General features: G+C 62.5%; 18 protein-coding genes and 1 pseudogene. 8 read left to right on the top strand and 11 right to left on the bottom strand.

The features are described 5' to 3' along the window. Positions 1 to 3 precede the first annotated feature (3 nt). Positions 4 to 3,903: a phosphoribosylformylglycinamidine synthase gene (purL, locus tag ACK56M_RS05835; RefSeq protein ID WP_015269113.1), complete on the bottom strand. Its 3,900-nt coding sequence runs from the start codon at positions 3,901 to 3,903 to the stop codon at positions 4 to 6. A 493-nt stretch (positions 3,904 to 4,396) separates the two neighbouring features. On the opposite strand from purL, the gene mltF reads away from it, so the two are divergent. Then, positions 4,397 to 5,854 carry a membrane-bound lytic murein transglycosylase MltF gene (mltF, locus tag ACK56M_RS05830; protein WP_015269112.1) on the top strand — a complete coding sequence of 486 codons (1,458 nt, stop codon included), beginning with the start codon at positions 4,397 to 4,399 and terminating at the stop codon, positions 5,852 to 5,854. A gap of 110 nt (positions 5,855 to 5,964) precedes the next feature. On the opposite strand, the gene tadA is transcribed toward mltF, so the two are convergent. Together tadA and ACK56M_RS05820 are read right to left on the bottom strand one after the other, a co-directional pair. Continuing rightward, complete coding sequence (gene tadA / locus ACK56M_RS05825; protein ID WP_015269111.1) at positions 5,965 to 6,444, bottom strand: tRNA adenosine(34) deaminase TadA; 480 nt, start codon at positions 6,442 to 6,444, stop codon at positions 5,965 to 5,967. Next, complete coding sequence (locus ACK56M_RS05820; protein ID WP_054573351.1) at positions 6,444 to 7,826, bottom strand: multicopper oxidase family protein; 1,383 nt, start codon at positions 7,824 to 7,826, stop codon at positions 6,444 to 6,446. The genes tadA and ACK56M_RS05820 overlap by 1 nt, the downstream gene beginning before the upstream one ends. A gap of 337 nt (positions 7,827 to 8,163) precedes the next feature. Here ACK56M_RS05820 and ACK56M_RS05815 point away from each other — a divergent pair, with 337 nt between their 5' ends. Together ACK56M_RS05815 and tri1 are read left to right on the top strand one after the other, a co-directional pair. Beyond that, positions 8,164 to 9,639 (top strand): DUF6861 domain-containing protein, encoded by a 1,476-nt coding sequence (locus ACK56M_RS05815; protein WP_015269109.1) that lies wholly within the window; start codon positions 8,164 to 8,166, stop codon positions 9,637 to 9,639. Next, complete coding sequence (tri1, locus tag ACK56M_RS05810; protein WP_015269108.1) at positions 9,636 to 10,703, top strand: ADP-ribosylarginine hydrolase Tri1; 1,068 nt, start codon at positions 9,636 to 9,638, stop codon at positions 10,701 to 10,703. Before ACK56M_RS05815 ends, tri1 begins: the two co-directional genes overlap by 4 nt. A gap of 33 nt (positions 10,704 to 10,736) precedes the next feature. Here the strand turns inward: tri1 and ACK56M_RS05805 are convergent. Then, positions 10,737 to 10,907: pseudogene (locus ACK56M_RS05805) on the bottom strand (multicopper oxidase family protein); the annotation flags it as partial. 321 nt (positions 10,908 to 11,228) lie between these two features. Here ACK56M_RS05805 and ACK56M_RS05800 point away from each other — a divergent pair. Then, positions 11,229 to 13,109: an LTA synthase family protein gene (locus ACK56M_RS05800; RefSeq protein WP_015269107.1), complete on the top strand. Its 1,881-nt coding sequence runs from the start codon at positions 11,229 to 11,231 to the stop codon at positions 13,107 to 13,109. A gap of 95 nt (positions 13,110 to 13,204) precedes the next feature. On the opposite strand, the gene guaA is transcribed toward ACK56M_RS05800, so the two are convergent. From guaA to ACK56M_RS05780, 4 genes are all read right to left on the bottom strand, one after another. Further along, positions 13,205 to 14,782, bottom strand: coding sequence for a glutamine-hydrolyzing GMP synthase (gene guaA, locus ACK56M_RS05795; RefSeq protein WP_015269106.1), 1,578 nt, complete (start codon positions 14,780 to 14,782; stop codon positions 13,205 to 13,207). A 78-nt stretch (positions 14,783 to 14,860) separates the two neighbouring features. Further along, a complete protein-coding gene (guaB, locus tag ACK56M_RS05790; protein ID WP_013971138.1) occupies positions 14,861 to 16,330 on the bottom strand; it encodes an IMP dehydrogenase in 1,470 nt (489 codons plus the stop codon). A gap of 86 nt (positions 16,331 to 16,416) precedes the next feature. Continuing rightward, a complete protein-coding gene (locus ACK56M_RS05785; protein WP_003257977.1) occupies positions 16,417 to 16,974 on the bottom strand; it encodes a hypothetical protein in 558 nt (185 codons plus the stop codon). A gap of 51 nt (positions 16,975 to 17,025) precedes the next feature. Continuing rightward, positions 17,026 to 17,781: a sulfite exporter TauE/SafE family protein gene (locus ACK56M_RS05780; protein WP_013971137.1), complete on the bottom strand. Its 756-nt coding sequence runs from the start codon at positions 17,779 to 17,781 to the stop codon at positions 17,026 to 17,028. A 97-nt stretch (positions 17,782 to 17,878) separates the two neighbouring features. Here ACK56M_RS05780 and ACK56M_RS05775 point away from each other — a divergent pair, with 97 nt between their 5' ends. The 4 genes from ACK56M_RS05775 (at position 17,879) to leuA (ending at position 23,209) form a co-directional block, all read left to right on the top strand. Further along, the gene (locus ACK56M_RS05775) at positions 17,879 to 18,757 is read left to right on the top strand and encodes a LysR family transcriptional regulator (protein ID WP_061303224.1); all 879 of its coding nucleotides are present in this window, start codon (positions 17,879 to 17,881) and stop codon (positions 18,755 to 18,757) included. Positions 18,758 to 18,893: 136 nt separating this feature from the next. Then, a complete protein-coding gene (gene xseA, locus ACK56M_RS05770; protein ID WP_015269104.1) occupies positions 18,894 to 20,273 on the top strand; it encodes an exodeoxyribonuclease VII large subunit in 1,380 nt (459 codons plus the stop codon). A 3-nt stretch (positions 20,274 to 20,276) separates the two neighbouring features. Continuing rightward, complete coding sequence (locus ACK56M_RS05765) at positions 20,277 to 21,104, top strand: M23 family metallopeptidase (RefSeq protein WP_015269103.1); 828 nt, start codon at positions 20,277 to 20,279, stop codon at positions 21,102 to 21,104. A gap of 431 nt (positions 21,105 to 21,535) precedes the next feature. Next, on the top strand, positions 21,536 to 23,209 hold the full coding sequence (gene leuA / locus ACK56M_RS05760; RefSeq protein ID WP_013971133.1) for a 2-isopropylmalate synthase: 1,674 nt from the start codon (positions 21,536 to 21,538) through the stop codon (positions 23,207 to 23,209). A gap of 242 nt (positions 23,210 to 23,451) precedes the next feature. Here the strand turns inward: leuA and ACK56M_RS05755 are convergent, their stop codons facing one another. Genes ACK56M_RS05755 through zwf form a run of 3 tightly spaced genes read right to left on the bottom strand, consistent with a single transcriptional unit; the run spans position 23,452 to position 26,319 of the window. Continuing rightward, positions 23,452 to 24,132: a bifunctional 4-hydroxy-2-oxoglutarate aldolase/2-dehydro-3-deoxy-phosphogluconate aldolase gene (locus ACK56M_RS05755; RefSeq protein WP_015269102.1), complete on the bottom strand. Its 681-nt coding sequence runs from the start codon at positions 24,130 to 24,132 to the stop codon at positions 23,452 to 23,454. Positions 24,133 to 24,149: 17 nt separating this feature from the next. Further along, entirely contained in the window at positions 24,150 to 24,863 is a 714-nt protein-coding gene (pgl, locus tag ACK56M_RS05750; protein ID WP_015269101.1) for a 6-phosphogluconolactonase, read from the bottom strand. Beyond that, positions 24,850 to 26,319, bottom strand: coding sequence for a glucose-6-phosphate dehydrogenase (zwf, locus tag ACK56M_RS05745; RefSeq protein WP_015269100.1), 1,470 nt, complete (start codon positions 26,317 to 26,319; stop codon positions 24,850 to 24,852). Before zwf ends, pgl begins: the two co-directional genes overlap by 14 nt. Positions 26,320 to 26,501: the final 182 nt, after the last annotated feature.

The following is a 26,501-nucleotide window of genomic DNA, read 5'->3' as shown; positions in this document are numbered from 1 at the left end:
GCCTTAGTTCACCCACACCCGTGCGTTACGGAACATACGCATCAGCGCGGCATCTTCCTGCCACTCATCCGGGCGCCAGGAGTTCTGCACGGCACGGAACACACGCTCCGGGTGCGGCATCATGATGGTCACGCGGCCGTCGCGGCTGGTGAGGCCGGTGATACCACGCGGCGAGCCGTTCGGGTTGGCCGGGTAGGCTTCGGTGACCTTGCCATGGTTGTCGACGTAGCGCAGGGCCACGCAACCGGACAGGTCGGCTGCCAGTAGTGCTTCTTCGCTGGCGAACTCCGCATGGCCTTCACCGTGGGCGATGGCGATCGGCATGCGCGAACCGGCCATGCCCTGCAGGAAGATCGAGTTGGACTTCTGCACCTCGACCATGGCCACGCGTGCCTCGAACTGCTCCGAGCGGTTGCGCACGAAGTGCGGCCAGTGCTCGGTGCCCGGGATCAGTTCGTGCAGGTTGGACATCATCTGGCAACCGTTGCACACGCCCAGGGCGAAGCTGTCGGTGCGCTCGAAGAAGGCCTGGAAGGCGTCACGGGCGCGGCTGTTGAACAGCGCCGACTTGGCCCAGCCTTCACCGGCACCCAGCACGTCACCGTAGGAGAAGCCACCGCAGGCGACCAGGCCCTTGAAGGCTTCGAAGTCGACACGGCCGGCGAGGATGTCGCTCATGTGCACGTCGATGGCGGCGAAGCCGGCGCGGTCGAAGGCGGCTGCCATCTCGACCTGGCCGTTGACGCCCTGCTCGCGCAGGATGGCCACTTGCGGACGCACGCCCTTCTTGATGTACGGCGCGGCGATGTCGTCGTTGACATCGAAGCCCAGCTTGACCGACAGGCCCGGGTTGTCTTCCTCGAGCAGCAGGTCGAATTCCTGGTCGGCGCAGTCGGCGTTGTCGCGCAGGCGCTGGATCTGGTAGCTGGTCTCGGCCCACTGGCGCTGCAGCATGCGGCGGTCGTCGTCGAACAGCACTTCACCGTTCAGGCTGATGGACACTTCACCGTTGTTGACCGGCTTGCCGATCACCGCGACGCAGCCTTCACCCAGGCCAGCGGCGCTGAACTGTGCAAGTACGTCCGGGGTGGCATCCTGGCGAACCTGGATGACCGCGCCCAGCTCTTCGTTGAAGAGGATAGCCGGCACGTCGCCTTTGCTGTCGGTCAGCGGGTCGAGGTGCAGGTCGAGGCCGCAGTGGCCGGCGAAGGCCATTTCCAGCACGGTGGTGACCAGGCCGCCGTCGGAACGGTCATGGTAGGCCAGCAGGTGACCATCTTCGTTCAGGCCCTGGATCACGGCGAAGAACGCCTTCAGGTCTTCGGCATCGTCGACGTCCGGTGCCTGGGCAGCGATCTTGCCGTAGGTCTGTGCCAGGATCGAAGCGCCCATGCGGTTCTTGCCGCGGCCCAGGTCGATCAGGATCAGGTCGGTCTCGCCCTTGTCCATGCGCAGTTGCGGGGTCAGGGTCTTGCGGATGTCGGTGACCGGGGCGAAGCCGGTGATGATCAGCGACATTGGCGAGGTAACGCTCTTCTCTACGCCCTCGTCGCTCCACTTGGTCTTCATCGACATCGAGTCTTTGCCGACCGGAATGGTAATGCCCAGCTCCGGGCACAGCTCCATGCCAACAGCCTTGACGGTGTCGTACAGGCGGGCGTCTTCACCTGGGTGGCCGGCGGCAGACATCCAGTTGGCCGACAGTTTGATGTCGGACAGCTTCTCGATGCGCGAGGCAGCCAGGTTGGTCAGTGTCTCGCCAATTGCCATGCGGCCGGACGCCGGGGCATCCAGCAGCGCCAGCGGGGTACGCTCGCCCATGGCCATGGCTTCACCGGTGTAGACGTCGAAGCTGGTGGCGGTGACGGCGCAGTCGGCCACCGGTACCTGCCACGGGCCGACCATCTGGTCACGAGCTACCAGGCCGGTGATGGTGCGGTCGCCGATGGTGATCAGGAAGCTCTTGCTGGCCACGGCCGGGTGGCTGAGAACGCGCTGAACGGCGTTGTCCAGGTCCAGCTTGCTCGGGTCGAAGTCATCGCCCAGCTCGGCTTCGCGGGTAACCGAACGGTGCATGCGTGGCGGCTTGCCCAGCAGTACGTCGAGCGGCATGTCTACCGGCGTGTTGCCGAAATGGCTGTCGCTTACGGTCAGGTGCTTCTCTTCAGTCGCTTCACCCACTACGGCAAACGGGCAACGCTCACGCTCGCAGATTGCCTTGAAGCGCTCGAAGTCGACGGCGCTGACGGCCAGCACGTAACGCTCTTGCGATTCGTTGCTCCAGATTTCGTGCGGGGCCATGCCCGGCTCGTCGTTGGGCACGTTGCGCAGTTCGAAGCGGCCACCACGGCCACCGTCGTTGACCAGTTCTGGGAAGGCGTTGGAGATACCACCGGCGCCGACGTCGTGGATGAAGGCGATCGGGTTGTTGTCGCCCAGCTGCCAGCAGCGGTCGATGACCTCCTGGCAACGGCGCTCCATTTCCGGGTTTTCGCGCTGTACCGAAGCGAAGTCGAGGTCAGCCGAGCTGGCACCGGTCGCCACCGACGAAGCGGCGCCGCCGCCCAGACCGATCAGCATGGCCGGGCCGCCGAGCACGATCAGCTTGGCGCCGACAGTGATCTCGCCTTTCTGCACGTGGTCTTCTCGGATGTTGCCCATGCCACCGGCCAGCATGATCGGCTTGTGGTAGCCGCGCACTTCTTCACCGTGCGGGGTGTTGATGGCCTGCTCGAAGGTACGGAAGTAGCCGGTCAGGGCCGGGCGACCGAATTCGTTGTTGAACGCAGCGCCACCCAGTGGGCCTTCGATCATGATGTCGAGGGCGTCGACGATGCGCTCAGGCTTGCCGTAGGCCTGCTCCCACGGCTGCTCGAAGCCCGGGATACGCAGGTTGGACACGGTGAAGCCGGTCAGGCCAGCCTTGGGCTTGGCGCCACGGCCGGTCGCGCCTTCGTCGCGGATTTCGCCGCCGGAGCCGGTGGAGGCGCCGGAGAACGGGGCGATGGCGGTCGGGTGGTTGTGCGTCTCGACCTTCATCAGGATGTGCACCGGCTCCTGCACCGCGCCGTACTGGCGGGTTTCAGGGTTCGGGAAGAAACGGCCGGCAACGTTGCCGACGATCACCGAGGCGTTGTCCTTGTACGCAGACAGCACACCTTCGTTGTGCATCTGGTAGGTGTTCTTGATCATGCCGAACAGGCTCTTTTCCTGAGCCTGGCCGTCGATGTCCCAACTGGCGTTGAAGATCTTGTGGCGGCAGTGCTCGGAGTTGGCCTGGGCGAACATCATCAGTTCGATGTCGTTCGGGTTGCGCTTGAGGCCCTGGAAGGCGTTGACCAGATAGTCGATCTCGTCTTCGGCCAGGGCCAGGCCCAGGTCGATGTTGGCCTTGGCCAGGGCATCACGGCCGCCGCCGAGGATGTCCACCGAGGTCATCGGCTTGGGCTGGGCATGGCTGAACAGGTCAGCGGCCTGCTCCAGCTGGCCGAGCACGCGCTGGGTCATGCGGTCGTGCAGCTCGGCCGCGATCAGTTCGGCGTCGGCTTCGCTCAGGTTGCCGGCAACGTAGTAGGCGATACCGCGCTCCAGGCGCTGGATCGACTGCAGGCCGCAGTTGTGAGCGATGTCGCTGGCCTTGCTGGCCCACGGCGAAATGGTGCCCAGGCGCGGCACGACCAGGAACAGGCGGCCGCTCGGCTCCTGTACCGGCACGCTCGGGCCGTACTTGAGCAGACGGCCCAGCACCTGCTGCTGGTCGGCGGTCAGCTCGCCGTCGACATCGGCGAAATGGGCAAATTCGGCATACAAACCAGTAACAGCGGGGACTTTCTGGCTCAGTTGCTCGAGTAATTTACCGTGGCGAAAGGCAGAAAGGGCAGGAGCGCCGCGCAGGATCAACATCGTCGGGACAGCCTCAGGAAGGGGTGTGCTTAGAGGCCGTGCATTCTAGCCTAATTCGAAGGGTTTCGGCACCCGCTCTAAGCCACGGCTGCCGGGCGGCGGAACCGGACTTGCGGGTCAGAATTCAGGGGGCCTACCTTTAGAGATTTAGCGCCTGTGAAATCGAGCGCCGCCCACGCGGCGCTTCGCAGCACAAGGCTGCTCCTACATCTGTTTCGGGCCAATTATTCCTGGGGGAGTGGCGCGCGGCCCCTTGGCGTCCACCTCGGCAGCGTGTCGGAAAATCAAGGCAGTCGCGCGCATTGGCGCAGGCGTTACTGGCCCGAAACAGATGTAGGAGCAGCCTTGTGCTGCGAAGCGCCGCGCGGGCGGCGCTCGACCTCCCAGGCGCTGAACCTCCAAAGGCAAGCCCCCAAAGCACAGAACCCGCTACCAGACAAGCTAACAGTTGTCGAGATATGGTTGGGCCAGTCCTTTGCGTATACTGCAACCTATGTTCGCCCACACTGCTTTGCGCCAGCGTTGCGCCAGATGGCTTTTCGCAACCGGACTCTTTCTGCTGCTCGGTGCCTGCGTTGAAAAACCCAGCACCCTCGAGCGCGTGAAGGAGGATGGCGTGCTGCGCGTGATCACCCGCAACAGCCCGGCCACCTACTTCCAGGACCGCAACGGCGAAACCGGCTTCGAATACGAGTTGGTCCAGCATTTCGCCGAAGATCTGGGCGTGAAGCTGCAGATCGAGACCGCCGACAACCTCGACGAGCTGTATGACAGCCTCGGCAAGCCCTCCGGCCCGGTGCTGGCAGCGGCCGGCCTGGTCACCAGCGAACGGCGCAAGGCCCAGGTCAGGTACTCCCACCCTTATCTGGAAGTGACCCCACAGGTCATCTACCGCAACGGTCGCACGCGCCCCACCAACGCCAAGGGCCTGGTCGGAAAGAAGATCATGGTGCTCAAGGGCAGCAGCCATGCCGACCAGCTGGCCGAGCTGAAAAAGCAGTACCCGGGCCTGGAATACGAGGAATCCGACGCCGTCGAGGTGGTCGACCTGCTGCGCATGGTCGATGAAGGCCAGATCGACCTGACCCTGGTCGACTCCAACGAGCTGGCGATGAACCAGGTGTACTTCCCCAACGTGCGGGTTGCCTTCGACCTGGGCGACACCCGCGACCAGCGCTGGGCGGTGGCGGCCGGTGAAGACAACAGCCTGCTCAACGAGGTCAACGAGTTCCTCGACAAGGCGCAGAAGAACGGCACCCTGCAACGCCTGAAGGACCGCTACTACGGCCATGTCGACGTCCTGGGCTATGTGGGTGCCTACACTTTCGCCCAGCACCTGCAGCAGCGCCTGCCCAAGTACGAGAAGCACTTCAAGAGCTACGCCAAGGTCGAGCAGGTGGACTGGCGCCTGCTGGCCGCCATCGGCTACCAGGAATCGATGTGGCAGCCCGAGGTCACCTCCAAGACCGGCGTGCGCGGCCTGATGATGCTGACCCAGCGCACCGCCCAGGCCATGGGCGTGTCCAACCGCCTGGACCCGAAGCAGAGCATCCAGGGCGGCGCCAAGTACTTCATGAAGATCAAGGAAGAGCTCGACGACAGCATCCAGGAACCGGACCGCACCTGGTTCGCCCTGGCTGCCTACAACGTCGGCAGCGGCCACCTGGAAGACGCCCGCACCCTGGCCAAGCGCGAAAAGCTCAACCCGAACAAGTGGCTGGACGTGAAGAAGATGCTGCCGCGGCTGTCGCAGAAGCAGTGGTATCGGCAGACCAAATACGGCTATGCACGTGGCGGCGAGCCGGTGCATTTCGTGGCCAACATCCGTCGCTACTACGACATCCTCACCTGGGTGACCCAGCCACAGCTCGAAGGCCAGGTGGCCGAGGGCAGCCTGCATGTGCCCGGGGTGAACAAGGACAAGCCGGCGGAGCAGTCGCCGCCGATGTAGCCTGTCAGGGCCCTATCGCCGGCAAGCCAGCTCCCACAGGCTCACCACTGCCCCCAAGGCCTGCAGATATCCTGTGGGAGCTGGCTTGTCGGCGATAGGGCACTGACAGGTTACCCCTTGGCTCGGCGAGCCTTGAAGAAGTCACTGAGGATCTGCCCGCACTCCTCCGCCAGCACCCCCCCCTCCACCATCACCCGGTGGTTCAGGAAACCCTGCCCGAAGAACTGCCCCTGGCTCTGCACGATCCCCGCCTTGGGCTCCAGCGCGCCGAATACCACCCGCATCACCCGCGAATGCACGATCAACCCCGCACACATGCTGCACGGTTCCAGGGTCACATACAGGGTGCTGCCGGGTAGCCGGTAGTTACTGGCGGATTTCGCCGCCGCGCGAATGGCCACCATCTCGGCGTGCGCACTGGGGTCACTGTCGATGATCGGCCGGTTGAAGCCCTGCCCGATCACCTGCCCATGCTGCACCACTACCGCGCCCACCGGCACCTCGCCCATGGCCGCACCTTCGGCGGCCAGGGCCAGGGCCAGACGCATGAATTCCTGATCGCGACTGCGATCGATGATCTGCGGGCGCATCAGACCACCGCGATCGCGGCCATCAGGCCGGTTTCCATGTGGTCGATGACGTGGCAATGGAACATCCAGGTGCCCGGGTTATCCGCCACCAGCGCCACCTGGGCGCGCTCGTTCTTGCCCAGCAGGTAGGTATCGGTGAACCACGGCTCCTTGATGTCATGACGGTTGGAGCCGATCACCTTGAAGCTCATGCCGTGCAGGTGGATCGGGTGCTGGTACTGGGTCATGTTCTTCAGCTCGAAGATGTAGCTCTTGCCCTTCTGCAACGTGGCAATGGGGCGCTCGGCGCAGGTCTTGTCGGTGATGTCCCAGGCCTGGCCGTTGATCTGCCACATGCTCGACGGCTTATCCTGGTCCGTAGTGACCGAGACTTTCGCCGCCCACTCGAAATTGAAGTTGAGCTTTTCGGCATTCTCCAGGTCCGGCTCGGCGATCGGGTTGGGCGGTAGCGCCGGCGGCCAGTCACTTGGCGCGTCGTTGCTGGCAACCGAACGCAGGGTGCCCAGGCGCACGAAACCGTCGCGCAGGGAGATCTCCTCCCCCGCCTCAGGAATACGGATAGCGAGGCAGATACGCATGCCTGGGCCGAGCCAGTAGTCATCGTCCAAGGGGCGCGGGGTTACCGGGTTGCCGTCCAGAGCATAGATTTTTGCCTCGCAGTTACCCTTGAGGTTGATGCGGTAGGTCCAGGTGTTGTCCAGGTTAAGCAGACGCACCCGCACAACCTGGCCGGCTGGCAACTCGGTGACCGAATCGGCCTGGCCATTGATGGTGATCAGGCGCCCGGCGGTGCCGTTGCGCGCCGCCTCACGCGGGATGCTGAACGGCAACCAGGCGCCCTGCTCGTCCACGTGCCAGTTCTTCAGGCTGAGCGTGCGTTCATGCTGGAAGCCGGTCGGCTCGCGCTCCTCGACGATCAGCGGGCCGACCAGGCCACGGCCCAGCTCTTCGGAACTGCTGACATGCGGGTGGTACCAGTAGCTGCCGGCGTCCGGCACACGGAATTTGTAGTCGAAGTACTCGCCCGGCTTGACTGGCAGCTGCGACACATAGGGCACGCCGTCCATTTCCAGCGGCAGGCGGATACCGTGCCAGTGGATGGTGGTTTCGACCGGCAGGTGGTTGATGAAGCGCACCCGCAGCCAGGTGCCCTGGCGCACACGCAACTCGGTGCCTGGCGCCGAAGGGCCGAAGGCCCAGGCCTCGGTCTTGAAGCCCGTCACCAGCTCGACGTCCAGGGGAGCAGCGATCAGCTCGTAGTCATGCCCGGCGTTGTCGTCCTCGACCTTGCCCAGCCAGTAACGTGCCGCGCCACCGGCGCCCAGGCCAACCACAACCAGGCCGGTCAGGCCCTTGAGCATTTGTCGACGGGTGAAGGACATCGGTGCGGGTACCTCGCGTTCTGCGCAATCAAGCTGCCAGCACGGCTGGCGATGAAGGGCGAATACGATACACCTGCAAATGGGAAATATTAAGTGAAGTATCCAGCCATCGTTTGCTTTGGCCACCCTATTGGCCATTCCGCAGACTTAACGGAACTGACCGACAAGCATGAGATCAAATTGACACCATTGCCAGAGGCACCTCAGATGAGAAAATGCCTCGCAATGCAATCGGCAGCTCGATTGGCGACTGGCTTGACCGTCAGCGTGGTGCATGGGAAAGAATCGCCTGCCGCCCGCACACTCACCTGCCTTCTCTAAAGGAATGCAATGGTAAATGGACTTATCAACTCACGTCCCTAGCTGGGGCGACATCGAACGCAACCTGGACCAAAAATTCAGCGCCCTCAATCAAAGCGTCAGCAGCGGCTTGCGCAATGTCCATGACAGCTGGGACGGCTTCACCCGTCGCGTAAGCGATGGCGCCAGCCAGGCTTATGGCGCTGTAGGCGGACACCGGATAGACAATGTCCGGCAGGCGATGGCTTTGTCCTATCCCATGATGCAGTCAAATCTGTCGCGCAAATGGGCGTCCATCAATATCGACCAGATTTTGCCCGTACTGCTCAAGCTCGTGCAGGAAGTGGTGATGATTCTCGGCGGCAGCGTCGCGCTAGGCGGCGCTATCGGCGGCGCCGTGGGTTCTCTAGCCTTTGGCGTCGGTGCGGCACCTGGGGTGGTCGCAGGCAGCGGTATCGGCCTGCAGGTCGGCAACCTGATCCTGATGGCGCTGGGCCTGGCCGCCATCGCGGAGTATTTCTATCAAGGGCTTCCCGCGTGCCTGGCCTCCATGCAAGAGGGGCTTGCTACCGCGTGGACTGCCGAAGACGGCTTGAAACCCTCCGGTCTCGACCCTTCGGGCGGCTCGGCGGCGCTGGTTCAAGAGCGTACCGAACACGCTGCAAGGCAACTGGCCCGTGGGCAAGAGCAGCTGGTGATGCTTTTGCTGATGGCAATTGTGACCTACCTGACCCGCGGGCAGATGAAAGCCGGCGTGATGAGCAGCGTGGAAAGCATCGCCAGCCGTAGTGCCAAGCTTCAAGCCGAAATCTCCAACAAACAGTTGGCCACCTGGCTGGCGAAGAACGAAAGCAGGCTGCTGGCTGAACCTGAGTTGCAGATGAAGGCCGCGACACCGCTGCAGAAAGCAGAGCCAGAGCTGCCGCCAGCAAAGCAAGCCACTGAAAAAAGCATTGCAGCGGCGCCCAAGAAGCTCATGAGCCTGCGAGAGGCAGTGGGCAAGGACATGGCAGAGCGATGGATTGCCGAAGGCCGCGCCCGGGCAGATTTTCGGGCCCCGGAGCTTTCGAAACTGCTCAGCGACGATCAAATAGGCGCACTTTACGGTTACTCTACCAACGATGTGTACAAGGCGTATAACCTGGCGATGCGCCAAGGCACAGCCACGCCTGAAATCATGGCTTTTGCCGAGCATGCAACCGAAGGTCTGGCACGCTTGCCTCGCTACGTTGGCGCTGAAACCTACCGTGGAACGGATCTGCCACTGGATGTGCTCAATCGCATGCAAATGGGCGCAGTGGAGACCGACATGGCATTCTTCAGCTCATCCGCGACAACACCATTCGCGGGCAATACCCAGATGGTCGTACGCGGCGTATCCGGCAAGGACATCAGTTTCCTGACGCAAATTCCCGAGGCGGAAGTACTGTACCCGCCGGGTACTTCTTTCAGGGTACTGAACCGGATTGAGCAAGGCCCCACGACTCATCTCTTATTAGAAGAAGTTCTATGATCGACCTGCACAGCCCTACCCTTGAAGTTACCGAGTATGCCTACCGGTACAACCACTTGCTACCAGCGCCCACCCCACGCGAGTCCGCAGGCCGTGCCTACGTGCACCCGCAATGGCAAGAATCGCGCGTTTGCACATTAACCCCCGAACAATCGCTCGACCGAGCCAAAGGTGCGTTGCTGGGTTTGGCCATTGGCGATGCCGTAGGCACCACCCTGGAGTTCCTGCCTCGCGATAAAGCACACGTCGATGACATGGTCGGCGGCGGGCCGTTCAGGCTCAAGCCAGGTGAGTGGACCGATGATACGAGCATGGCGCTTTGCCTGGCGGACTCGTACCTGGCTTGCATGCGATTCGACCATGCAGATTATCTCGAGCGACTGTGCAGGTGGTACAAGCGAGGGGAAAACAGCGCAAACGGTGTCTGTTTCGACATCGGCAATGCTACACGCCTTGCCTTGGAAGGGTGGCTACGCCATGGCCTGGACTGGATAGGCAACACAGAGCCGAATACGGCCGGCAATGGCTCCATCATCCGGCTCGCCCCCACCGCCATATTCAGGCGCCACATGCTGCCATCCACGTGGCGCGAAGCCCAAAGCCAGAGTCGGGCCACCCATCGGGCGCCCGAAGCAGTGAGTGGCTGCGAACTGCTGGGCGCGCAGCTGCACCTCGCCCTGAACGGCGCCGACAAGGATGAAATGTGCCGCCCGATGGTCCGCCCGCTGCAGCCCCGCGCCACCATCATCAACGCTGGCGAATACAAGGAAAAAAGCCGCGACCAGATCCGCTCCTCAGGGTATGTCATCGACACCTTGGAAGCTGCGCTATGGGCGGTTTGGAATACCGACAATTTCAGAGACGCAGTGCTACTGGCGGCAAACCTGGCAGACGACGCCGACAGCGTGGCAGCCGTGGCTGGGCAGCTGGCCGGAGCGTTGTACGGGGTATCCGGCATGCCCGAGGAATGGGTAAAGACAGTGGCGTGGTCTGAACACATCCAGGACCTCGCCCAAGCGTTGCACGACCAGGCGCCTGAAAACGACCCGTTCTATTCGCTGTGATGATGCGCCCGTCGGGGCAGACAGCTGAATGATAAAGGCCCAGGCCTCGGTCTTGAACCTCGGCACCAGCTCGACGTCAAGCGGCGCGGCGATCAGTTCGTAGTCATGCCCGGCGTTATCGTCCTCGACCTTGCCCAGCCAGTATCGGGCCGCGCCTCCGGCGCCCAGGCCAACCACAACCAGGCCGGTCGGGCCCTTGAGCATTTATCGACGGGTGAAGGACATCGGTGCGGGTACCTCGCGTTCTGCGCAATCAGTCTGCCAGCAGGGGCTGGCGATGAAGGGCGAATACGATACACCTGCATTTGCGAAAGATTAAGTGAAGTCTTGTCGCGCGACCGGTTATCTGCCCCGACACCTGTGGCAACCTGCTCCCCCCGGTACCCAACTAACGCCCAGAGGCTGACTTGCCCGATTCAGGGTGGGCTGCTTAAGTTCAACAGACGGGGGGCACAGGTGCTGGCCTTCTGCCCGCCTATCGCTTCAGACAAGACGCCTGCTCTGTGAATGCGAAGGTTTGACACCATGTGGCACAGGAATTCATTACTGTATTTTTCGCTGCTGCTCACTTCAGGCCTTCTTCTGGCACCGAAGATCATCCTGATCGAGTTTTTCTCCTATCGATGGGTGGAGACCGGTGTTCTCGATATTGCCCTGTACTTGCTTCAAGACGTGCTGCTGGTGGTCGCCTTCTTTGTGATTGCTACCACCACCATTACCAGAAACAAATTCAATTTTTATCTGTTAAGCATCGCCTCAGGCGCCTTGCTGCTGTTCCTGCTGGTGGATATGCGAGTTCGGGAGCTATGGCTGAAGCCACTGGACTGGCAACTGATACGCTACAGCCTGCAGAACGCAAGCAACCTGACCTCCGGAGCCGAGGTGTTCCTCACCCAAGCCGCCGGGTTCGGGCACACATTCAGGTTCATTGTCTTTGTGCTTTTTCTTGCCTACCTGGTGACCTGGTCTTTCGCTGGGCTGGCAACCTACATCGCTTATAAAGAACAGCGCACGGTCCCAATAAAGAAAAGACAACACCTCTGGGCGTCGCTGCTGGTGATAGGCGCCCTGCTCATCGGCTCCATCCATGCCAAAGACGCACGCTATTACCTGAACGAAAATATTGTCGTCAGCCCGCTGGTCACAACACTCAGAAGCACGACTCCCTTGAATGCAGCTCCGCATAGACCGCCGCTGCCATTCGAACAACCCGCCTACCCGCTAACCAGCGTCAACGACATCCGAAAACTTCAATCTCATGCCACACCAGACTTCAAGAACCTGGTCTTCATCATTCTGGAGTCGGTGCGCTGGAACAGCGTTTTTGCGCCCGACATCAAAACCGCCGAGAGGTATCCCACCTTCGATAAGCTCTCTCGGGAGGGCATGCTCTTCAAAACGTACGTATCAGTGCCTCACTCGTCCAAAGGCTACCACGCGATCCTGACGGGGCTGCACGCCTACCCAGATATTGAAATCAAAGAGGCCATGTACCTGCTACAACCCAGCGTCATCCATGAGCTGAAAAACAGGAAAGACATGGAAGCCGTCGCATTCAGCTCGCTGTACCTGCAATTCGAAAACATGGAGGGTTTCCTGAAGTCCATCGGCGTATCGAATGCCTATGCAGTTTCGGAGATCACCCATGCCGAAAATCGCTCACAACACGCCAGTAGCTTCGGAGAGAGTGATGAACAGCTGTTTTCATCCAGCATCTCTTACCTGGAGAAGATAAAAAAGAATGGCCAGGGTTTCATCGCACTCTACTTCCCAAGCGCAGCCCACTACCCCTACCAATGCAGCCAAGGGCCCCCATTACTGAGCGAGCTGGAAAAGTATGAAGACTGCATAGCCAGAACAGACAGCGTACTGGGTGAAATGCTGACATCATTCGACAAGCAAGGCCTTCTGGACTCGACATTATTCGTGCTCGTGGGTGACCACGGTGAGTCGTTTGGTGAGCACGGTCTCTTCATTCACAACGCTTCCATGCACGAAGAAGAAGTGACCGTACCCCTGATTTTCTGGGCCAAGGAAAAGTCACTGCCCAAACCCGCCACAACGACCAGTCACCAGATCGATGTTGCGCCCACGGTCGCCGACTTCTTTGGCGTGACCGAGTCGCCCCTGTCTGTCCAAGGCATCAGCTTGTTGAGGGAACATGGCAAACGCACATTCTTCATGTCCACGTTCTTTGACCAACTGGCGTCAGCCTTGGTGGAGCACCCTTACAAATACATATACGAATTCAGTTCGGACACCCTGACCAAATACAATATCGAGAATGACCCGCAGGAAAAGCACCCGCAGCGCGTGGAGGGCGATGAGTTCGTCGCGGTGAAGAGCAGGTTGCTTTCCTATAATGTCTACCAGAAAGCGCTATTTGCCAAAAAGCCAAAAGAATAAGCAAATCTGAATGAGCAAGAACCAGAAAGCCCGCAATTATGCGGGCTTTCTGGTGTATCCGTGCCTACGGGCACCAGCCTGAGCTGGCTACCCGATCATTCCCACTCGATAGTCGCTGGCGGCTTGCTCGACACGTCGTAGGTAACGCGCGAGATACCGTCGATTTCGTTGATGATACGGCCGCTGACGGTTTCCAGCAGCTCGTACGGCAGGTGCGCCCAGCGCGCGGTCATGAAGTCCACGGTCTCGACGGCACGCAGGGCCACGACCCAGGCGTAGCGACGGCCGTCGCCGACGACGCCTACCGACTTGACCGGCTGGAACACCACGAATGCCTGGCTGGTCTTGTGGTACCAGTCGGCCTTGCGCAGCTCTTCGATGAAGATGTGGTCGGCGCGACGCAGGATGTCGGCGTATTCCTTCTTCACTTCACCAAGGATACGCACGCCCAGGCCCGGGCCCGGGAACGGGTGGCGGTAGACCATGTCGTACGGCAGGCCCAGCTCCAGGCCGATCTTGCGCACTTCGTCCTTGAACAGTTCACGCAGCGGCTCGACCAGCTTGAGGTTCATTTCCTCCGGCAGGCCACCGACGTTGTGGTGCGACTTGATCACGTGGGCCTTGCCGCTCTTGGCGCCCGCCGACTCGATCACGTCCGGGTAGATGGTGCCTTGGGCGAGGAACTGGATGTTTTCCAGCTTGCTGGCTTCGGCATCGAACACGTCGATGAAGGTGCGGCCGATGATCTTGCGCTTCTTCTCCGGGTCGGCTTCGCCGGCCAGGTTGTCGAGGAACTGCTTTTCAGCGTCGGCGCGGATGACCTTGACGCCCATGTTCTCCTTGAACATGGCCATCACCTGGTCACCTTCGTGCAGGCGCAGCAGGCCGTTGTCGACGAATACGCAGGTCAGCTGGTCGCCGATGGCGCGGTGCAGCAGTGCGGCAACGACGGAGCTGTCGACGCCGCCGGACAGGCCCAGCAGGACGTTGGCCGAACCGACCTGCTCACGCACCTGGGCAATGGCGTCTTCGACGATGTTGGACGGAGTCCACAGGGCTTCACAGCCGCAGATGTCCTGCACGAAGCGGGACAGGATGCGACCGCCCTGCTTGGTGTGGGTCACTTCCGGGTGGAACTGCACGCCGTAGTAGCCGCGCGCGTCGTCGAACATGCCAGCGATCGGGCAGCTCGGGGTGCTGGCCAGCACGTGGAAGTTGCCCGGCATCTGGGTGACCTTGTCGCCGTGGCTCATCCACACGTCCAGGCCCAGCAAGCCGTCGGCGTCGATGTGGTCTTCGATGCCGTCGAGCAGGCGGCTCTTGCCAACCACGTCCACGCGGGCATAACCGAATTCACGCAGGTCGGAACCTTCGACCTTGCCGCCCATCTGCTCGGCCATGGTCTGCATGCCGTAGCAGATGCCCAGCACTGGTACGTTCAGGTCGAACACCGCCTGCGGGGCGCGCGGGCTGTTGGCTTCGTGGACCGACTCGGGGCCGCCGGCGAGGATGATGCCGCGCGGGTTGAATTCGCGGATCGCTTCATCGTCCATGTCGAACGGATGCAGCTCGCAGTACACGCCGATTTCGCGCACGCGGCGGGCGATCAGCTGGGTGTACTGGGAACCGAAATCGAGGATCAGGATGCGGTGAGCGTGAATGTCGAGGGCCATGACTCAATCTCGTCAGTGGAAATCGGAAACGACGCGGGGCTGTCATGACAGCCCCGCTTTCTGTTGTAGCTGGAAGCCTCAGCCTACGCGGTAGTTAGGGGCTTCTTTGGTGATCTGCACGTCATGCACGTGGGACTCGGCCATGCCGGCACCGGTGATGCGCACGAATTCCGGCTTGGTGCGCATCTCTTCGATGGTTGCGCTGCCGGTGTAGCCCATGGACGAACGCAGGCCGCCCATCAGCTGGTGGATGATCGCGGCCAGCGCGCCCTTGTAGGGAACACGGCCTTCGATGCCTTCCGGTACCAGCTTCTCGGCGCCGGCCGAGGAGTCCTGGAAGTAGCGGTCGGACGAGCCTTGCGCCTGTGCCATGGCACCCAGCGAGCCCATGCCGCGGTAGGCCTTGTAGGAACGGCCCTGGAACAGCTCGACTTCACCCGGAGCCTCTTCGGTACCGGCGAACATCGAACCCATCATCACGCAGGAAGCGCCGGCAACGATGGCCTTGGACAGGTCACCCGAGAAGCGGATGCCGCCGTCGGCGATCAGTGGCACGCCAGTGCCTTCCAGTGCAGCGGCAACGTTGGCGATGGCGCTGATTTGCGGCACGCCTACGCCAGCAACGATACGGGTGGTGCAGATCGAGCCTGGGCCGATACCGACCTTGACCGCGTCAGCGCCAGCTTCGGCCAGAGCCTTGGCGGCAGCGCCGGTGGCGATGTTGCCGCCGATCACCTGCACTTGCGGGTAGGTTTCCTTGACCCAGCGAACGCGATCGATCACACCTTTGGAGTGACCGTGGGCGGTATCGACCACAACCACGTCAACGCCAGCAGCCACCAAGGCGGCAACACGCTCGCCGGTGTCCTTGCCGGTGCCGACCGCGGCGCCGACGCGCAGGCGACCCTGGTCGTCCTTGCTGGCCAGCGGGTAGGCCTTGGCCTTTTCGATGTCCTTGACGGTCATCATGCCCTTGAGGTTGAACTTGTCGTCAACGATCAGGACTTTTTCCAGGCGGTGCTTGTGCAGCAGCTCGCGGACTTCGTTCTTGTCGGCGCCTTCGCGGACGGTGACCAGACGCTCTTTTGGGGTCATCACGTCGCGGACCTTGGCGTCCAGGCGGCTTTCGAAGCGCACGTCACGGGAGGTGACGATGCCGACCAGGTCGCCGTTCGCCAGCACCGGAACGCCGGAGATGTTGTTCAGGCGGGTCAGGTCGAACAGGTCGCGCACGGTGGCGTCGGCGTCGATGGTGATCGGGTCCTTGACCACGCCAGCCTCGAACTTCTTGACCTTGCGGACTTCGCTGGCCTGCTGTTCGATGGTCATGTTCTTGTGGATGATGCCGATGCCGCCTTCCTGGGCCATGGCAATGGCCAGGCGCGCTTCGGTCACGGTATCCATGGCAGCGGATACCAGCGGAATGTTCAGCTCGATGCCACGGGTCAAACGGGTCTTGAGACTGACTTCATTAGGCAGTACCTCGGAATAGCCAGGTACAAGGAGGATATCGTCGAAGGTCAGGGCTTCTTGGCTGATACGCAGCATCGCGGGGGCTCCCGGGCGGGAAAAATGGAAGCGCGCCATTATACTCATGCACGGCGCGCCGCTCAATGCAAAATAAGGGCCTTCGGTCAGCCTTGTGGCAGTTTTACCTGTACCACGGCCACCGGCTGGTCGAGCCAGTCGGCGAAGCTGTCGAGGAAGGCCTGGGTGAACCCGGCCTCGCCCCAGTTGTTGAAGATGAACCCCAGGTTGGAAAAGGCACATGGCTGCAGGTAAATGAAGCCATTGATGTCATCTTCGAAGCCGCACAACGGGCAGGTGAAGTTGTCGCTAACTGCCGGCATCCATTCTTCCAGGCTTTCGAACAGCGGCTCACCCACCTCGCGCCGGCACTCGGGGCAACCGGCCTCTTCGAGGAAACCTTCGGTAGGGGTATAGATGCAGCGCTTGAGCATCACCTCCAGGCCGTTGACCTGTTCGCCGAAGGGCAGTTTCTCCGGATGCAGGGCCACTTTGCGGGCACCTTCGGCCAGGGCATGGCCCATGCGGTTGCCGGTGCGGCCACAGGTGGTCAGCTGTTCCTCGACGACTTTCTCGCGCACCAGCCAGCGCAGGATGGCGCGGGCACGGGCTTCGTGCACCGGGACGGTAGAAAGCTTGGGAACGATGATGCTCTGGGTGTTCATGAACGGGGCAAGCCTGAAAAACTGCGGTGATAGCGCAATTCTACCGCCTGCTCAGGCGCTCAGGTAGCGACCGATCAGCGCCAGGCCGCTGGCCAGCACCAGCCAGGTGACCAGGCGCACGAAGGCTTCGCGAGACAGCCGATGGGTAAGCCTGCGCCCTGCCCAGAGGCCGACGAGCATGACGGGCAACAGGCAGGCGGCGAGCAACAGCAGGCTCTGGTCGGCATAGACGCCTGCGATAAGGAACAGCGTCAGCCGCACCACCGTACTGCAACTGATCAGCGCGCTCTGGGTAGCGCGCACCTGCTCCTTCACCTCCAGCCGCGCGCTCAGGTACAGCGCATAAAGGAAGCCGCCGCTGCCGAACAAGGCGCCGAACAGCCCGCCTGCCGTGCCCATCGGCATTGCCCAGAAACCCGACAGACTGGCCGGCCGTACCTTCACCGCCAGCCCGTACAGGGCATACGCCGTGACGAACAGCCCCATCAGCAGCAGCAACAGGTCTGACTTCAGCTGTAGCAGGAATACCACACCCAGCGCGCAGCCAATGGCCATGAACGGCAGCAGCCGCAGCAGTTCGCCGCGCACGACATCGCGGCGCGAGGGCAGCAGGTTGCCGAAGGCGGCGACGAAGTCCAGCAGCACCAGCAGCGGAATGATCCGCGACAGCGGCATGAAGTGGATCAGCACTGGGCCGGCCACCAGCGCGGTGCCGAAACCGGCGATGCCGAAGACGATGTAGGCAGCGCCGACACCAAGCAGGATAGGCAGCCAGTCGAGGCCGGAAAACGACAGTTGGGCGAGCATGGCAGCAGTTCCTGGGAAGACAGGCAAAGGTTAGCCAGCCATGAGCCATGCCGACTAATATGCCTTTGTCGCCACACTCATCTCGAAAAGGCATGACATGACGTCAATCCGCCAACTGCGTTACTTCGTGGAAATCGCCGAATGCGGCAGCTTCAGCGCTGCCGCCGAGCGGCTGTACATCGCCCAGTCGGCGCTGAGCCGGCAGATCAAGGAGCTGGAGCAGCAACTGGGCACGCCGCTGTTCGAACGCACCGCGCGCCTGCCGCGCCTGACACTGGCTGGCCAGGCCTTCCTGGAACGGGCGCGGCGCTTGCTGGCCGACCTGGCGCAGGCCGAGCGTGTAACCCGCGACATTGGCGAAGGGCTGCAGGGCAGTCTGCGCCTGAACCACTCCAGTACAGTGCCGCTGACCGGCCCGCTGCTGGCTCGCCTGGGCGGTTACTTGCGCGACAACCCAGGGGTTTCGCTGGAAATTGCCCAGCAGTCGTCGGAGGCGCAGTTGGAGGATATCGCTGCCGGGCGGTTGGATATCGGCCTGCTGCGCTTGCCTGTACTGCGCCAGTATGAAGGGGTGGTGCTGCATGAACTGTTCAGCGAACCCCTGCTGCTGGCGGTCTCCGCCGGGCATCCCTTGGCCCGCGCGCCACAGGTGAGACTGGAACAACTGCGGGAAGAGCGCTTCATTTCCATTCCGCACCGGGACCGTGGCGGGCTGAGCTACCTGTCGGCCTCGATGTGCATGGAGGCAGGCTTTTTCCCGCGCGCAGCGCAGGTGCTGTCGCGCAAGACCACCCAGTTGCAGTTGATTCAGGCGGGGTTTGGGGTGGCGTTGTTGCCGGAATGCATGCGCGAGATTGCGCCAGCCTCAGTCAGCTTCGTGGCACTGGAAGGAGGGTGTGAGAGTACTGTGGCGATGGCTTGCAGGCGTGACGCAGGTTCGATGGTGCGCCAGTTCGTGACGGCGATGCAGGCCTGAAAGGCCCCATCGCCGGCAAGCCGGCTCCCACAGGGACAGCATGAGGCCCAAGCCAGCGCGATACCTGTGGGAGCCGGCTTGCCGGCGATGGGGCCGGGACAGACAACCGGGGCCGATGTCCTTTATGATGCCCGCCATGATCAGAGACCCTTTCGAACGACTCGGCCTGGACCGCGAGGTCCTTACCGTCAGCCAACTCAACGGCCGCGCCCGCGTGCTGCTGGAAGACGTGTTCCGCAACGTATGGGTGGAAGGCGAGATTTCCAACCTCGCCCGCCCGGCGTCCGGCCACATGTACTTCACCCTCAAGGACAGCGGCGCACAGGTGCGCTGCGCGCTGTTCCGGCAGAACGCCACGCGGGTGCGCCAGGCCCTGCGCGACGGCCTGGCGGTGCGGGTACGCGGCAAGGTTTCGTTGTTCGAAGGGCGTGGCGACTATCAGCTGATTCTCGACACCGTCGAGCCGGCCGGCGATGGCGCCCTGCGCCTGGCCTTCGAGGCATTGAAAGAGAAGCTCGGTGCCGAGGGGCTGTTCAGCGCCGAACGCAAGCAGCCGCTGCCGGCCCACCCGCAGCGCATCGGCATCATTACGTCGCCCACCGGCGCAGTGATCCGCGACATCATCAGTGTGTTCGGTCGCCGCGCCCCGCAAGTGGAACTGAACCTGATCCCCACCGCAGTGCAGGGCCGCGAAGCCATTGCACAGATCGTGCGCGCGATCCGCCTGGCCGATAGCCTGGGGTTCGATGCGCTGATCCTGGCCCGGGGCGGCGGCTCGCTTGAAGACTTGTGGTGCTTCAACGAAGAAGCGGTGGCGCGGGCCGTGGCCGCCTGTGTCACGCCGATTGTCAGCGCCGTGGGCCATGAGACCGATGTCTCGATCAGCGACTTCGTCGCCGACGTGCGCGCGCCTACACCGTCTGCCGCCGCCGAGCTGCTGGCCCCCGACAACAGTGGCCTGCAGCAACGCCTGGATGGCCTGCAACGGCGCCTGCTGCTGCGCATGCAGAACCGCCTGACCCACGACCGCCTGCGCCTGGAGTCACTGACCCGGCGTCTGCGCCACCCGGGCGAGCGCCTGCGCCAGCAGGCCCAGCGCCTGGACGACCTGGACATGCGCTTGCGCCGCGCGTTCATGCTCAACCTCAACCAGCGCCACGAGCGCCTGGCACGCCTGGATACCCGCCTCGCCGCGCAGCACCCGGGGCGTACCCTGAAACTGCTGGGCCAACGCCTGGACAGCCTGGCCGAGCGCCTGCCACGGGCCATGCGCGAGGTGCTCAAGGACCGCCGCCAGCGCTTCCAGGCCCAGTTGCAGACGCTGCAGGTGGTCAGCCCGCTGGCCACCCTCGCCCGCGGCTACAGCATCCTGCTGGATGAACAGGGCCAGGCCATCCGCAGCGCCGAACAGACCCGCAATGGCCAGCGTCTGACCGCCCGCCTGAACGAAGGCGAGCTGTTGGTGCGGGTCGAAGACAACCACCTGACCCCGGTCACCCTCTCACTTCTGGACTGACACATGCCCCGCCTGCTCGCGCCCCTGCTTGCCCTTTCCCTCCTGCTGCTGGCCGGCGGCGCCCAGGCCAGCTACATCACCCGCACGCTGAACAAGCCGGTACCCGGCGGCGTGGCGGTGGTCGACCTCGGCCCCGCCGCCAGCGCGCCCAGCGCCCGCTTCGACGGCAAACCGGTGCTGGTGGTGAAAGAGCAGGACAACTGGCTGGCCATCGTCGGCATCCCGCTGACCCAGAAGCCCGGCACCGCGATGCTGAGCCAGGGCGGCCGCACCCTGCCCTTCACGGTCGGTAGCAAGAAATACCCCGAGCAGCGCATCACCCTGAAGAACACCCGCCAGGTCAACCCGAACCCGGCCGACCTCAAGCGCATCGATCGTGAGCTGGCCGAGCAGATCAAGGCTTACCGCAGCTTCAGCCCGACCCTGCCCAGCAACCTGATTCTCGACAAGCCGGTCAGTGGCCCGCTGTCGAGCAAGTTCGGCGTGCGCCGTTTCTTCAATGGCGAAGAACGCAACCCGCATGCCGGGCTGGACTTCGCGGTACCGGCCGGCACGCCGATCAAGACCCCGGCCAATGGCAAGGTGATCCTGGTGGGCGATTACTTCTTCAATGGCCGTACGGTGTTCGTCGACCACGGGCAGGGCTTTATCAGCATGTTCTGCCATATGTCGAAGATCGATGTGCAGGTGGGGCAGCAGCTGCGCCGGGGCGAGGTGGTCGGGCGCGTGGGCTCGACCGGGCGGGCTACCGGGCCACACATGCACTGGAACGTCAGCCTGAACGATGCACGGGTGGATCCGGCGATTTTCATTGGCGCGTTCCAGCCCTGAGATCGCGGCGCCTGCTTCGCAGGCATGCCCGCTCCCACAGGTCCCGTGCAGGATTCGAGGCCTGTGGTAATCCTGTGGGAGCTGGCTTGCCGGCGATGAGGCCAGAGCAGGTAAACTCGCTTCCAAGGTGTTGCGCCATCGAAAAATACTGCGCAAAAATCGAGAAGCACTCAGAAAATTACAGCGATAAAATCTCGCCTTTCAGCTTTTTTTAAGCATTCCTCTCAATTTTTTCTGAACGCTTGCCATCACCCACCCCACTGGTTAGGGTTGAAGGCATGAAAACCTTCAGCACCCTCATCCTGCTCCGACAACATCGCAGCCTCTGCCTGGTCAGCGCCCGACTACCAGGCTGAATCGCGTCGCCTCGCCTTTTATCTCGTTATCGCTCGGCAGGCCCGATCTCGGCCGCACACAAAAGGATTGCTTCCATGACCATGCTCAAAGACCCTTCGAAGAAATACCGCGCGTTCCCGACCATCGACCTGCCTGACCGTACCTGGCCGTCGAAGACCATCACCGCCGCGCCAATCTGGTGCAGCTCCGACCTGCGTGATGGCAACCAGTCGCTGATCGAGCCAATGGATTCGGAGAAGAAACTGCGCTTCTGGAAGACCCTGGTGCAGGTTGGCGTGAAGGAAATCGAAGCCTCGTTCCCGTCCGCCTCGCAGACTGATTTCGACTTCGTGCGCATGCTGATCGAAGACGGCCACATCCCGGACGACACCACCATCCAGGTGCTCACCCAGGCCCGTGAAGACCTCATCGCCCGTACCTTCGAATCGCTGCGCGGGGCGAAGAAGGCCATCGTCCACCTGTACAACGCCACCAGCCCGTCGTTCCGCCGTATCGTCTTCAACCAGGACAAGCAAGGCGTGAAGGACATCGCGGTGAACGCGGCCAAGCTGTTCGTCAAGTACGCCGCCCAGCAGCCGGAAACCCAGTGGACCTTCCAGTACTCGCCGGAAACCTTCAGCGCCACCGAGATGGAGTTCGCCAAGGAAGTCTGCGACGCGGTCATCGAGGTGTGGAACCCTACCCCCGAGCACAAGATCATCCTCAACCTGCCGGCCACCGTGGAGGTGTCCACCCCGAACATCTACGCCGACCAGATCGAATGGTTCTGCCGTAATGTCAGCCGTCGCGACAGCGTGATCATCAGCCTGCACTGCCACAACGACCGTGGCACCGGCATTGCCGCCACCGAGCTGGGCCTGATGGCCGGCGCCGATCGTGCCGAAGGCTGCCTGTTCGGCAACGGCGAGCGTACCGGTAACGTCGACCTGGTGACCCTGGCGCTGAACCTCTACACCCAGGGCATCGACCCGCTGCTGGACTTCTCCGACATCGACGGCGTGCGCAAGGTGGTCGAAGAGTGCAACCAGCTGCCGGTACATCCACGCCACCCGTACGTGGGCGACCTGGTCCACACCGCGTTCTCCGGCTCGCACCAGGACGCCATCCGCAAGGGCTTCGCCAAGCAGCAGGAAGGCGAACTGTGGGAAGTACCTTACTTGCCGATCGACCCGGCCGACATCGGTCGCAGCTACGAGGCGGTAATCCGCGTCAACAGCCAGTCGGGCAAAGGCGGCATCACCTACCTGCTCGAGCAGGAATACGGCATCAGCCTGCCGCGCCGCATGCAGATCGAATTCAGCCAGGTAGTACAGGGCGAAACCGACCGCCTGGGCCTGGAAATGACCGCCCAGCAGATCTACAGCCTGCTGCACAAGGAATACCTGCAGGCAAACTCCCCGTATGCGCTGGTCAGCCACCGTCTGCAGGAAGAGAACGGCCACAGCGCCGTGGAAGTGGAAGTCGCCGGTGAAGGCGAAACCACCCTGCACTGGCGCGGCAAGGGCAACGGCGCACTGGAAGCACTGGTGGCCGGCCTGCCGATTGCCGTGGAGATCATGGACTACAACGAGCATGCCATTGGCGCCGGCACCAATGCCAAGGCCGCGGCCTATATCGAACTGCGCGTGGCCGGTGGCCGCCCAGTGCATGGTGTGGGTATCGATGAAAACATCACCACGGCCAGCTTCAAGGCATTGTTCAGCGCACTGAACCGCTCGTTGAGCCAGCAGGAAGCCAAGGCGGCCTGAGCCGTACCGCAATGAATGAGAAAGCCCGCATCGTTTGATGCGGGCTTTTTTGCTGGCCTGTGCCGGCCTCTTCGCAGCACAAGGCTGCTCCTACATAGGGCAGCGCAAGGTCCGGATGCTATGCAGTTGCTTGTAGGAGCAGCCTTGTGCTGCGAAGAGGCCGGCACAGGCACTGCAAGAATTTCAGGCAAAAAAAGGGGCGCCGACCAAGCGCCCTACAAGCCGTAAAGCACACAACAAATTCAGTTGGCGTCCAGCAGCGCCATCGCCTCCGCGCTGCACGCTTCGATCCGCGCCCAGTCGCCGTTCTTGATCCAGCTGCTGTCGAGCATCCAGGTACCACCCACGCACATCACATTGGGCAGCGCCATGTAGTTGCGCACGTTGGCCGGGTTCACCCCGCCCGTAGGGCAGAAACGAATATCGCCGAACGGGCCGCCAAAGGCCTTGATCGCCGCTACCCCGCCACTGATCTCCGCCGGGAACAGCTTGAAGCGGCGGTAGCCCAGGGCGTAGCCCATCATGATTTCGGACGGCGTGCTGATGCCTGGCAGCAGCGGGATCTCGCTGTCCACACCAGCTTCGAGAATGTCTTGGGTAATGCCTGGCGTAACGACGAATTGCGCACCCGCAGCTTCAACCGCGGCGAACATGCCACGATCGAGCACGGTGCCGGCACCGACACAAAGCTCCGGGCGCTGCTCGCGCAACACCTGGATGGCCTTCAGGCCATATTGCGAGCGCAAGGTCACTTCCAGGGTACGGATACCGCCGGCGGCCAGGGCGTCAGCCAGCGGCAGGATGTCTTCCTCACGGGCGATGGTGATCACCGGCAGGATGCGCGCCTCTTTGCAAATGGCGTCGATCCGTGCGGCTTTGTCGGCCATCGAGAGCTTGGGCTGTGGGCGTTCGAGGGTGGTCATGACTGTGGATCCTTGGCTCATGGGCACCAGTAGATGTCCAGGGGGGCGTGAAGAAAAGCGCGTATCGGCATTTCGGAAAGGTCGGTGCCAGCCAGCGCGGCGCGCAGGGTAGCGAGTTTGCCCTGCCCTTGTACGGACAGCGCGGTAAAGGCGGAACTGGCCAGCAGCGAGCGGGTCATCGAAAGGCGCTGGCGCGGTACGCTCGGTGCCAGCAAAGGCAGGCAGCGGCGTGGGTTGGCCAGGTCGAGGCCTGCCTCCAGGTTGGGGCTGGCGGGGAACAGCGAAGCTGTATGGCCATCATCCCCCATGCCCAGCACCAGTACGTCAATTGGCGGCAGCTCGGCCAAGGCCTGATCGGCCTTGCCTGCAGCGGCATCAAGGTTCTCCGCCTGCTGGTAAAGACCAACGAAGCGGGCCTTGGCCGCCGCGCCCTTGAACAGGTGGCGCGCCAGCAGGCCGGCGTTGCTGTCAGCATGCTCCACCGGCACCCAGCGCTCATCGGCCAGGCTGACGGTGACCTTGGCCCAGTCGAGGTTTTCGCTGGCCAGCTTCTCGAGGAACGGCACCGGGCTGCGGCCGCCGGATAGCACCACGCAGGCCTGGCCCTTGGCGGCAATGGCTGCGCGCAGGCGCTCGGCCACGTCATGGGCCTGGGCTGCGGCCAGAGCCTTGGCATCCGCCAGCTCATGTACCGTCACAGTCGCTGGCAGTTTCAGTTCAGATATCCCCATACCACGCCCTCCCATCGCGTGTGATCAGTGCAATCGAGCTCATCGGCCCCCAGGAGCCTGCGGCGTACGGTTTGGGCGCATCGCCTGCGTTACGCCAGCCAGCAATCAGCTGGTCGCACCACTTCCAGGCATACTCGATTTCATCCTTGCGCACGAACAGGTTCTGGTTACCGCGCATCACTTCGAGCAACAGCCGCTCGTAGGCATCCGGGATCCTTGCACTGCGCCAGGTATCGGAGAAATTCAGCTGCAACGGGCCGCTGCGCAGTTGCATGCCTTTATCCAGGCCCTGCTCCTTGGTCATCACCCGTAAAGAAATGCCTTCGTCCGGTTGCAGGCGGATGATCAGCTTGTTACCGATCTGCAAACGCTGTTCCGGAGCGAAGATGTAGTGCGGCGTTTCCTTGAAGTGGATGACGATCTGCGACAGTTTCTGCGGCATGCGCTTGCCGGTACGCAGGTAGAACGGCACCCCCGACCAGCGCCAGTTGCGGATGTCAGCACGCAGGGCGACGAAGGTTTCGGTGTCGCTCTGGGCGTTGGCGTTGTCTTCTTCCAGGTAACCGGGCACCGGCTTGCCATCGCTGTAGCCGGCGATGTACTGGCCGCGCACCACACGGGTGCTCAGCCCTTCACCGGTGATCGGTGCCAGGGCCTTGAGTACCTTGACCTTCTCGTCACGGATGGCGTCGGCCGACAGTTCGCTGGGCGGGTCCATGGCGATCAGGCACAGCAGCTGCAGCAGGTGGTTCTGGATCATGTCGCGCAGCTGGCCGGCCTTGTCGAAGTAGCCCCAGCGGCCTTCGATTCCGACCTTTTCGGCGACGGTGATCTCCACATGGGAGATGGAATTCTGGTTCCACTGGGTTTCGAACAGGCTGTTGGCGAAACGCAGGGCGATCAGGTTTTGCACTGTTTCCTTGCCCAGGTAGTGGTCGATGCGGTAGACCCGGCTCTCTGGGAAGAACCGAGCCACAGCATCATTGACCCGGCGCGACGACTCCAGGTCGTGGCCAATGGGCTTCTCCAGCACCACTCGGGTGCGTGCGGCCAGCCCGGCCTTGTCGAGGTTTTCGCAGATGGCCCCGTACACCGCCGCGGCGGTGGCGAAGTAGGCAATCAGCGGCAGCTCGCCCGGCAACTGCTCGGCCAGGGCCTGATAGCCCTCGGGCTGGAGGAAATCCAGGTGCTGGTAGCTCAGCCTGGCGAGGAAACGGCCCAGCGCGGCGGGCTCGATATCGGCCTCGGGCACATGCCGGCGCAGGTGCGCCTCGATGCTGTCCAGGTGGCCCTGCGCGCTACCGGCCTCGCGGGCCAGCGCCAGCAGGCGGGTTTCCGGGTGCAGCAGGTTGGCCCGGTCGAGCTGATAGAGGGCAGGAAACAGCTTGCGCAATGCCAGGTCGCCTAGGGCGCCAAACAGGGCAAAGGTGCAAGGTTCGACACTGATCGCAGCCATGATGTTGGTTCTTTCCTAAAGTTGGTCTAGGAATACCGCTTTCACATACGGTTTTCAAGGGATAATGTAGTAAAAACCACAACATTACACACAAGTGTTACAGACAAGTGGTACGTCAACCGCGCCGACAGTACGATAGACGACCGTGCAAAAAGCCTGCTGCTCCAACAGCCGGCTGTCTT

The sequence above is a fragment of the Pseudomonas sp. s4 genome (assembly GCF_046764235.1).
GTDB classification, from domain to species: domain Bacteria; phylum Pseudomonadota; class Gammaproteobacteria; order Pseudomonadales; family Pseudomonadaceae; genus Aquipseudomonas; species Aquipseudomonas asiatica.
The sequence above is the reverse complement of the archived record's forward strand: the minus strand, read 5'-3'. Positions and strand labels throughout refer to the sequence as shown.

Excerpts from the sequence above, each read along its gene's own strand:
- zwf (WP_015269100.1), bottom strand. The coding sequence starts at position 26,319 with ATGGCTGCGATCAGTGTCGAACCTTGCACCTTTGCCCTGTTTGGCGCC.
- purL (WP_015269113.1), bottom strand. The coding sequence starts at position 3,903 with ATGTTGATCCTGCGCGGCGCTCCTGCCCTTTCTGCCTTTCGCCACGGT.
- mltF (WP_015269112.1), top strand. The coding sequence starts at position 4,397 with ATGTTCGCCCACACTGCTTTGCGCCAGCGTTGCGCCAGATGGCTTTTC.
- xseA (WP_015269104.1), top strand. The coding sequence starts at position 18,894 with ATGATCAGAGACCCTTTCGAACGACTCGGCCTGGACCGCGAGGTCCTT.
- leuA (WP_013971133.1), top strand. The coding sequence starts at position 21,536 with ATGACCATGCTCAAAGACCCTTCGAAGAAATACCGCGCGTTCCCGACC.
- ACK56M_RS05785 (WP_003257977.1), bottom strand. The coding sequence starts at position 16,974 with ATGAACACCCAGAGCATCATCGTTCCCAAGCTTTCTACCGTCCCGGTG.
- guaA (WP_015269106.1), bottom strand. The coding sequence starts at position 14,782 with ATGGCCCTCGACATTCACGCTCACCGCATCCTGATCCTCGATTTCGGT.
- ACK56M_RS05755 (WP_015269102.1), bottom strand. The coding sequence starts at position 24,132 with ATGACCACCCTCGAACGCCCACAGCCCAAGCTCTCGATGGCCGACAAA.
- ACK56M_RS05780 (WP_013971137.1), bottom strand. The coding sequence starts at position 17,781 with ATGCTCGCCCAACTGTCGTTTTCCGGCCTCGACTGGCTGCCTATCCTG.
- ACK56M_RS05765 (WP_015269103.1), top strand. The coding sequence starts at position 20,277 with ATGCCCCGCCTGCTCGCGCCCCTGCTTGCCCTTTCCCTCCTGCTGCTG.
- ACK56M_RS05820 (WP_054573351.1), bottom strand. The coding sequence starts at position 7,826 with ATGTCCTTCACCCGTCGACAAATGCTCAAGGGCCTGACCGGCCTGGTT.
- tri1 (WP_015269108.1), top strand. The coding sequence starts at position 9,636 with ATGATCGACCTGCACAGCCCTACCCTTGAAGTTACCGAGTATGCCTAC.
- tadA (WP_015269111.1), bottom strand. The coding sequence starts at position 6,444 with ATGCGCCCGCAGATCATCGATCGCAGTCGCGATCAGGAATTCATGCGT.
- ACK56M_RS05800 (WP_015269107.1), top strand. The coding sequence starts at position 11,229 with ATGTGGCACAGGAATTCATTACTGTATTTTTCGCTGCTGCTCACTTCA.
- ACK56M_RS05775 (WP_061303224.1), top strand. The coding sequence starts at position 17,879 with ATGACGTCAATCCGCCAACTGCGTTACTTCGTGGAAATCGCCGAATGC.
- ACK56M_RS05815 (WP_015269109.1), top strand. The coding sequence starts at position 8,164 with ATGGACTTATCAACTCACGTCCCTAGCTGGGGCGACATCGAACGCAAC.
- pgl (WP_015269101.1), bottom strand. The coding sequence starts at position 24,863 with ATGGGGATATCTGAACTGAAACTGCCAGCGACTGTGACGGTACATGAG.
- guaB (WP_013971138.1), bottom strand. The coding sequence starts at position 16,330 with ATGCTGCGTATCAGCCAAGAAGCCCTGACCTTCGACGATATCCTCCTT.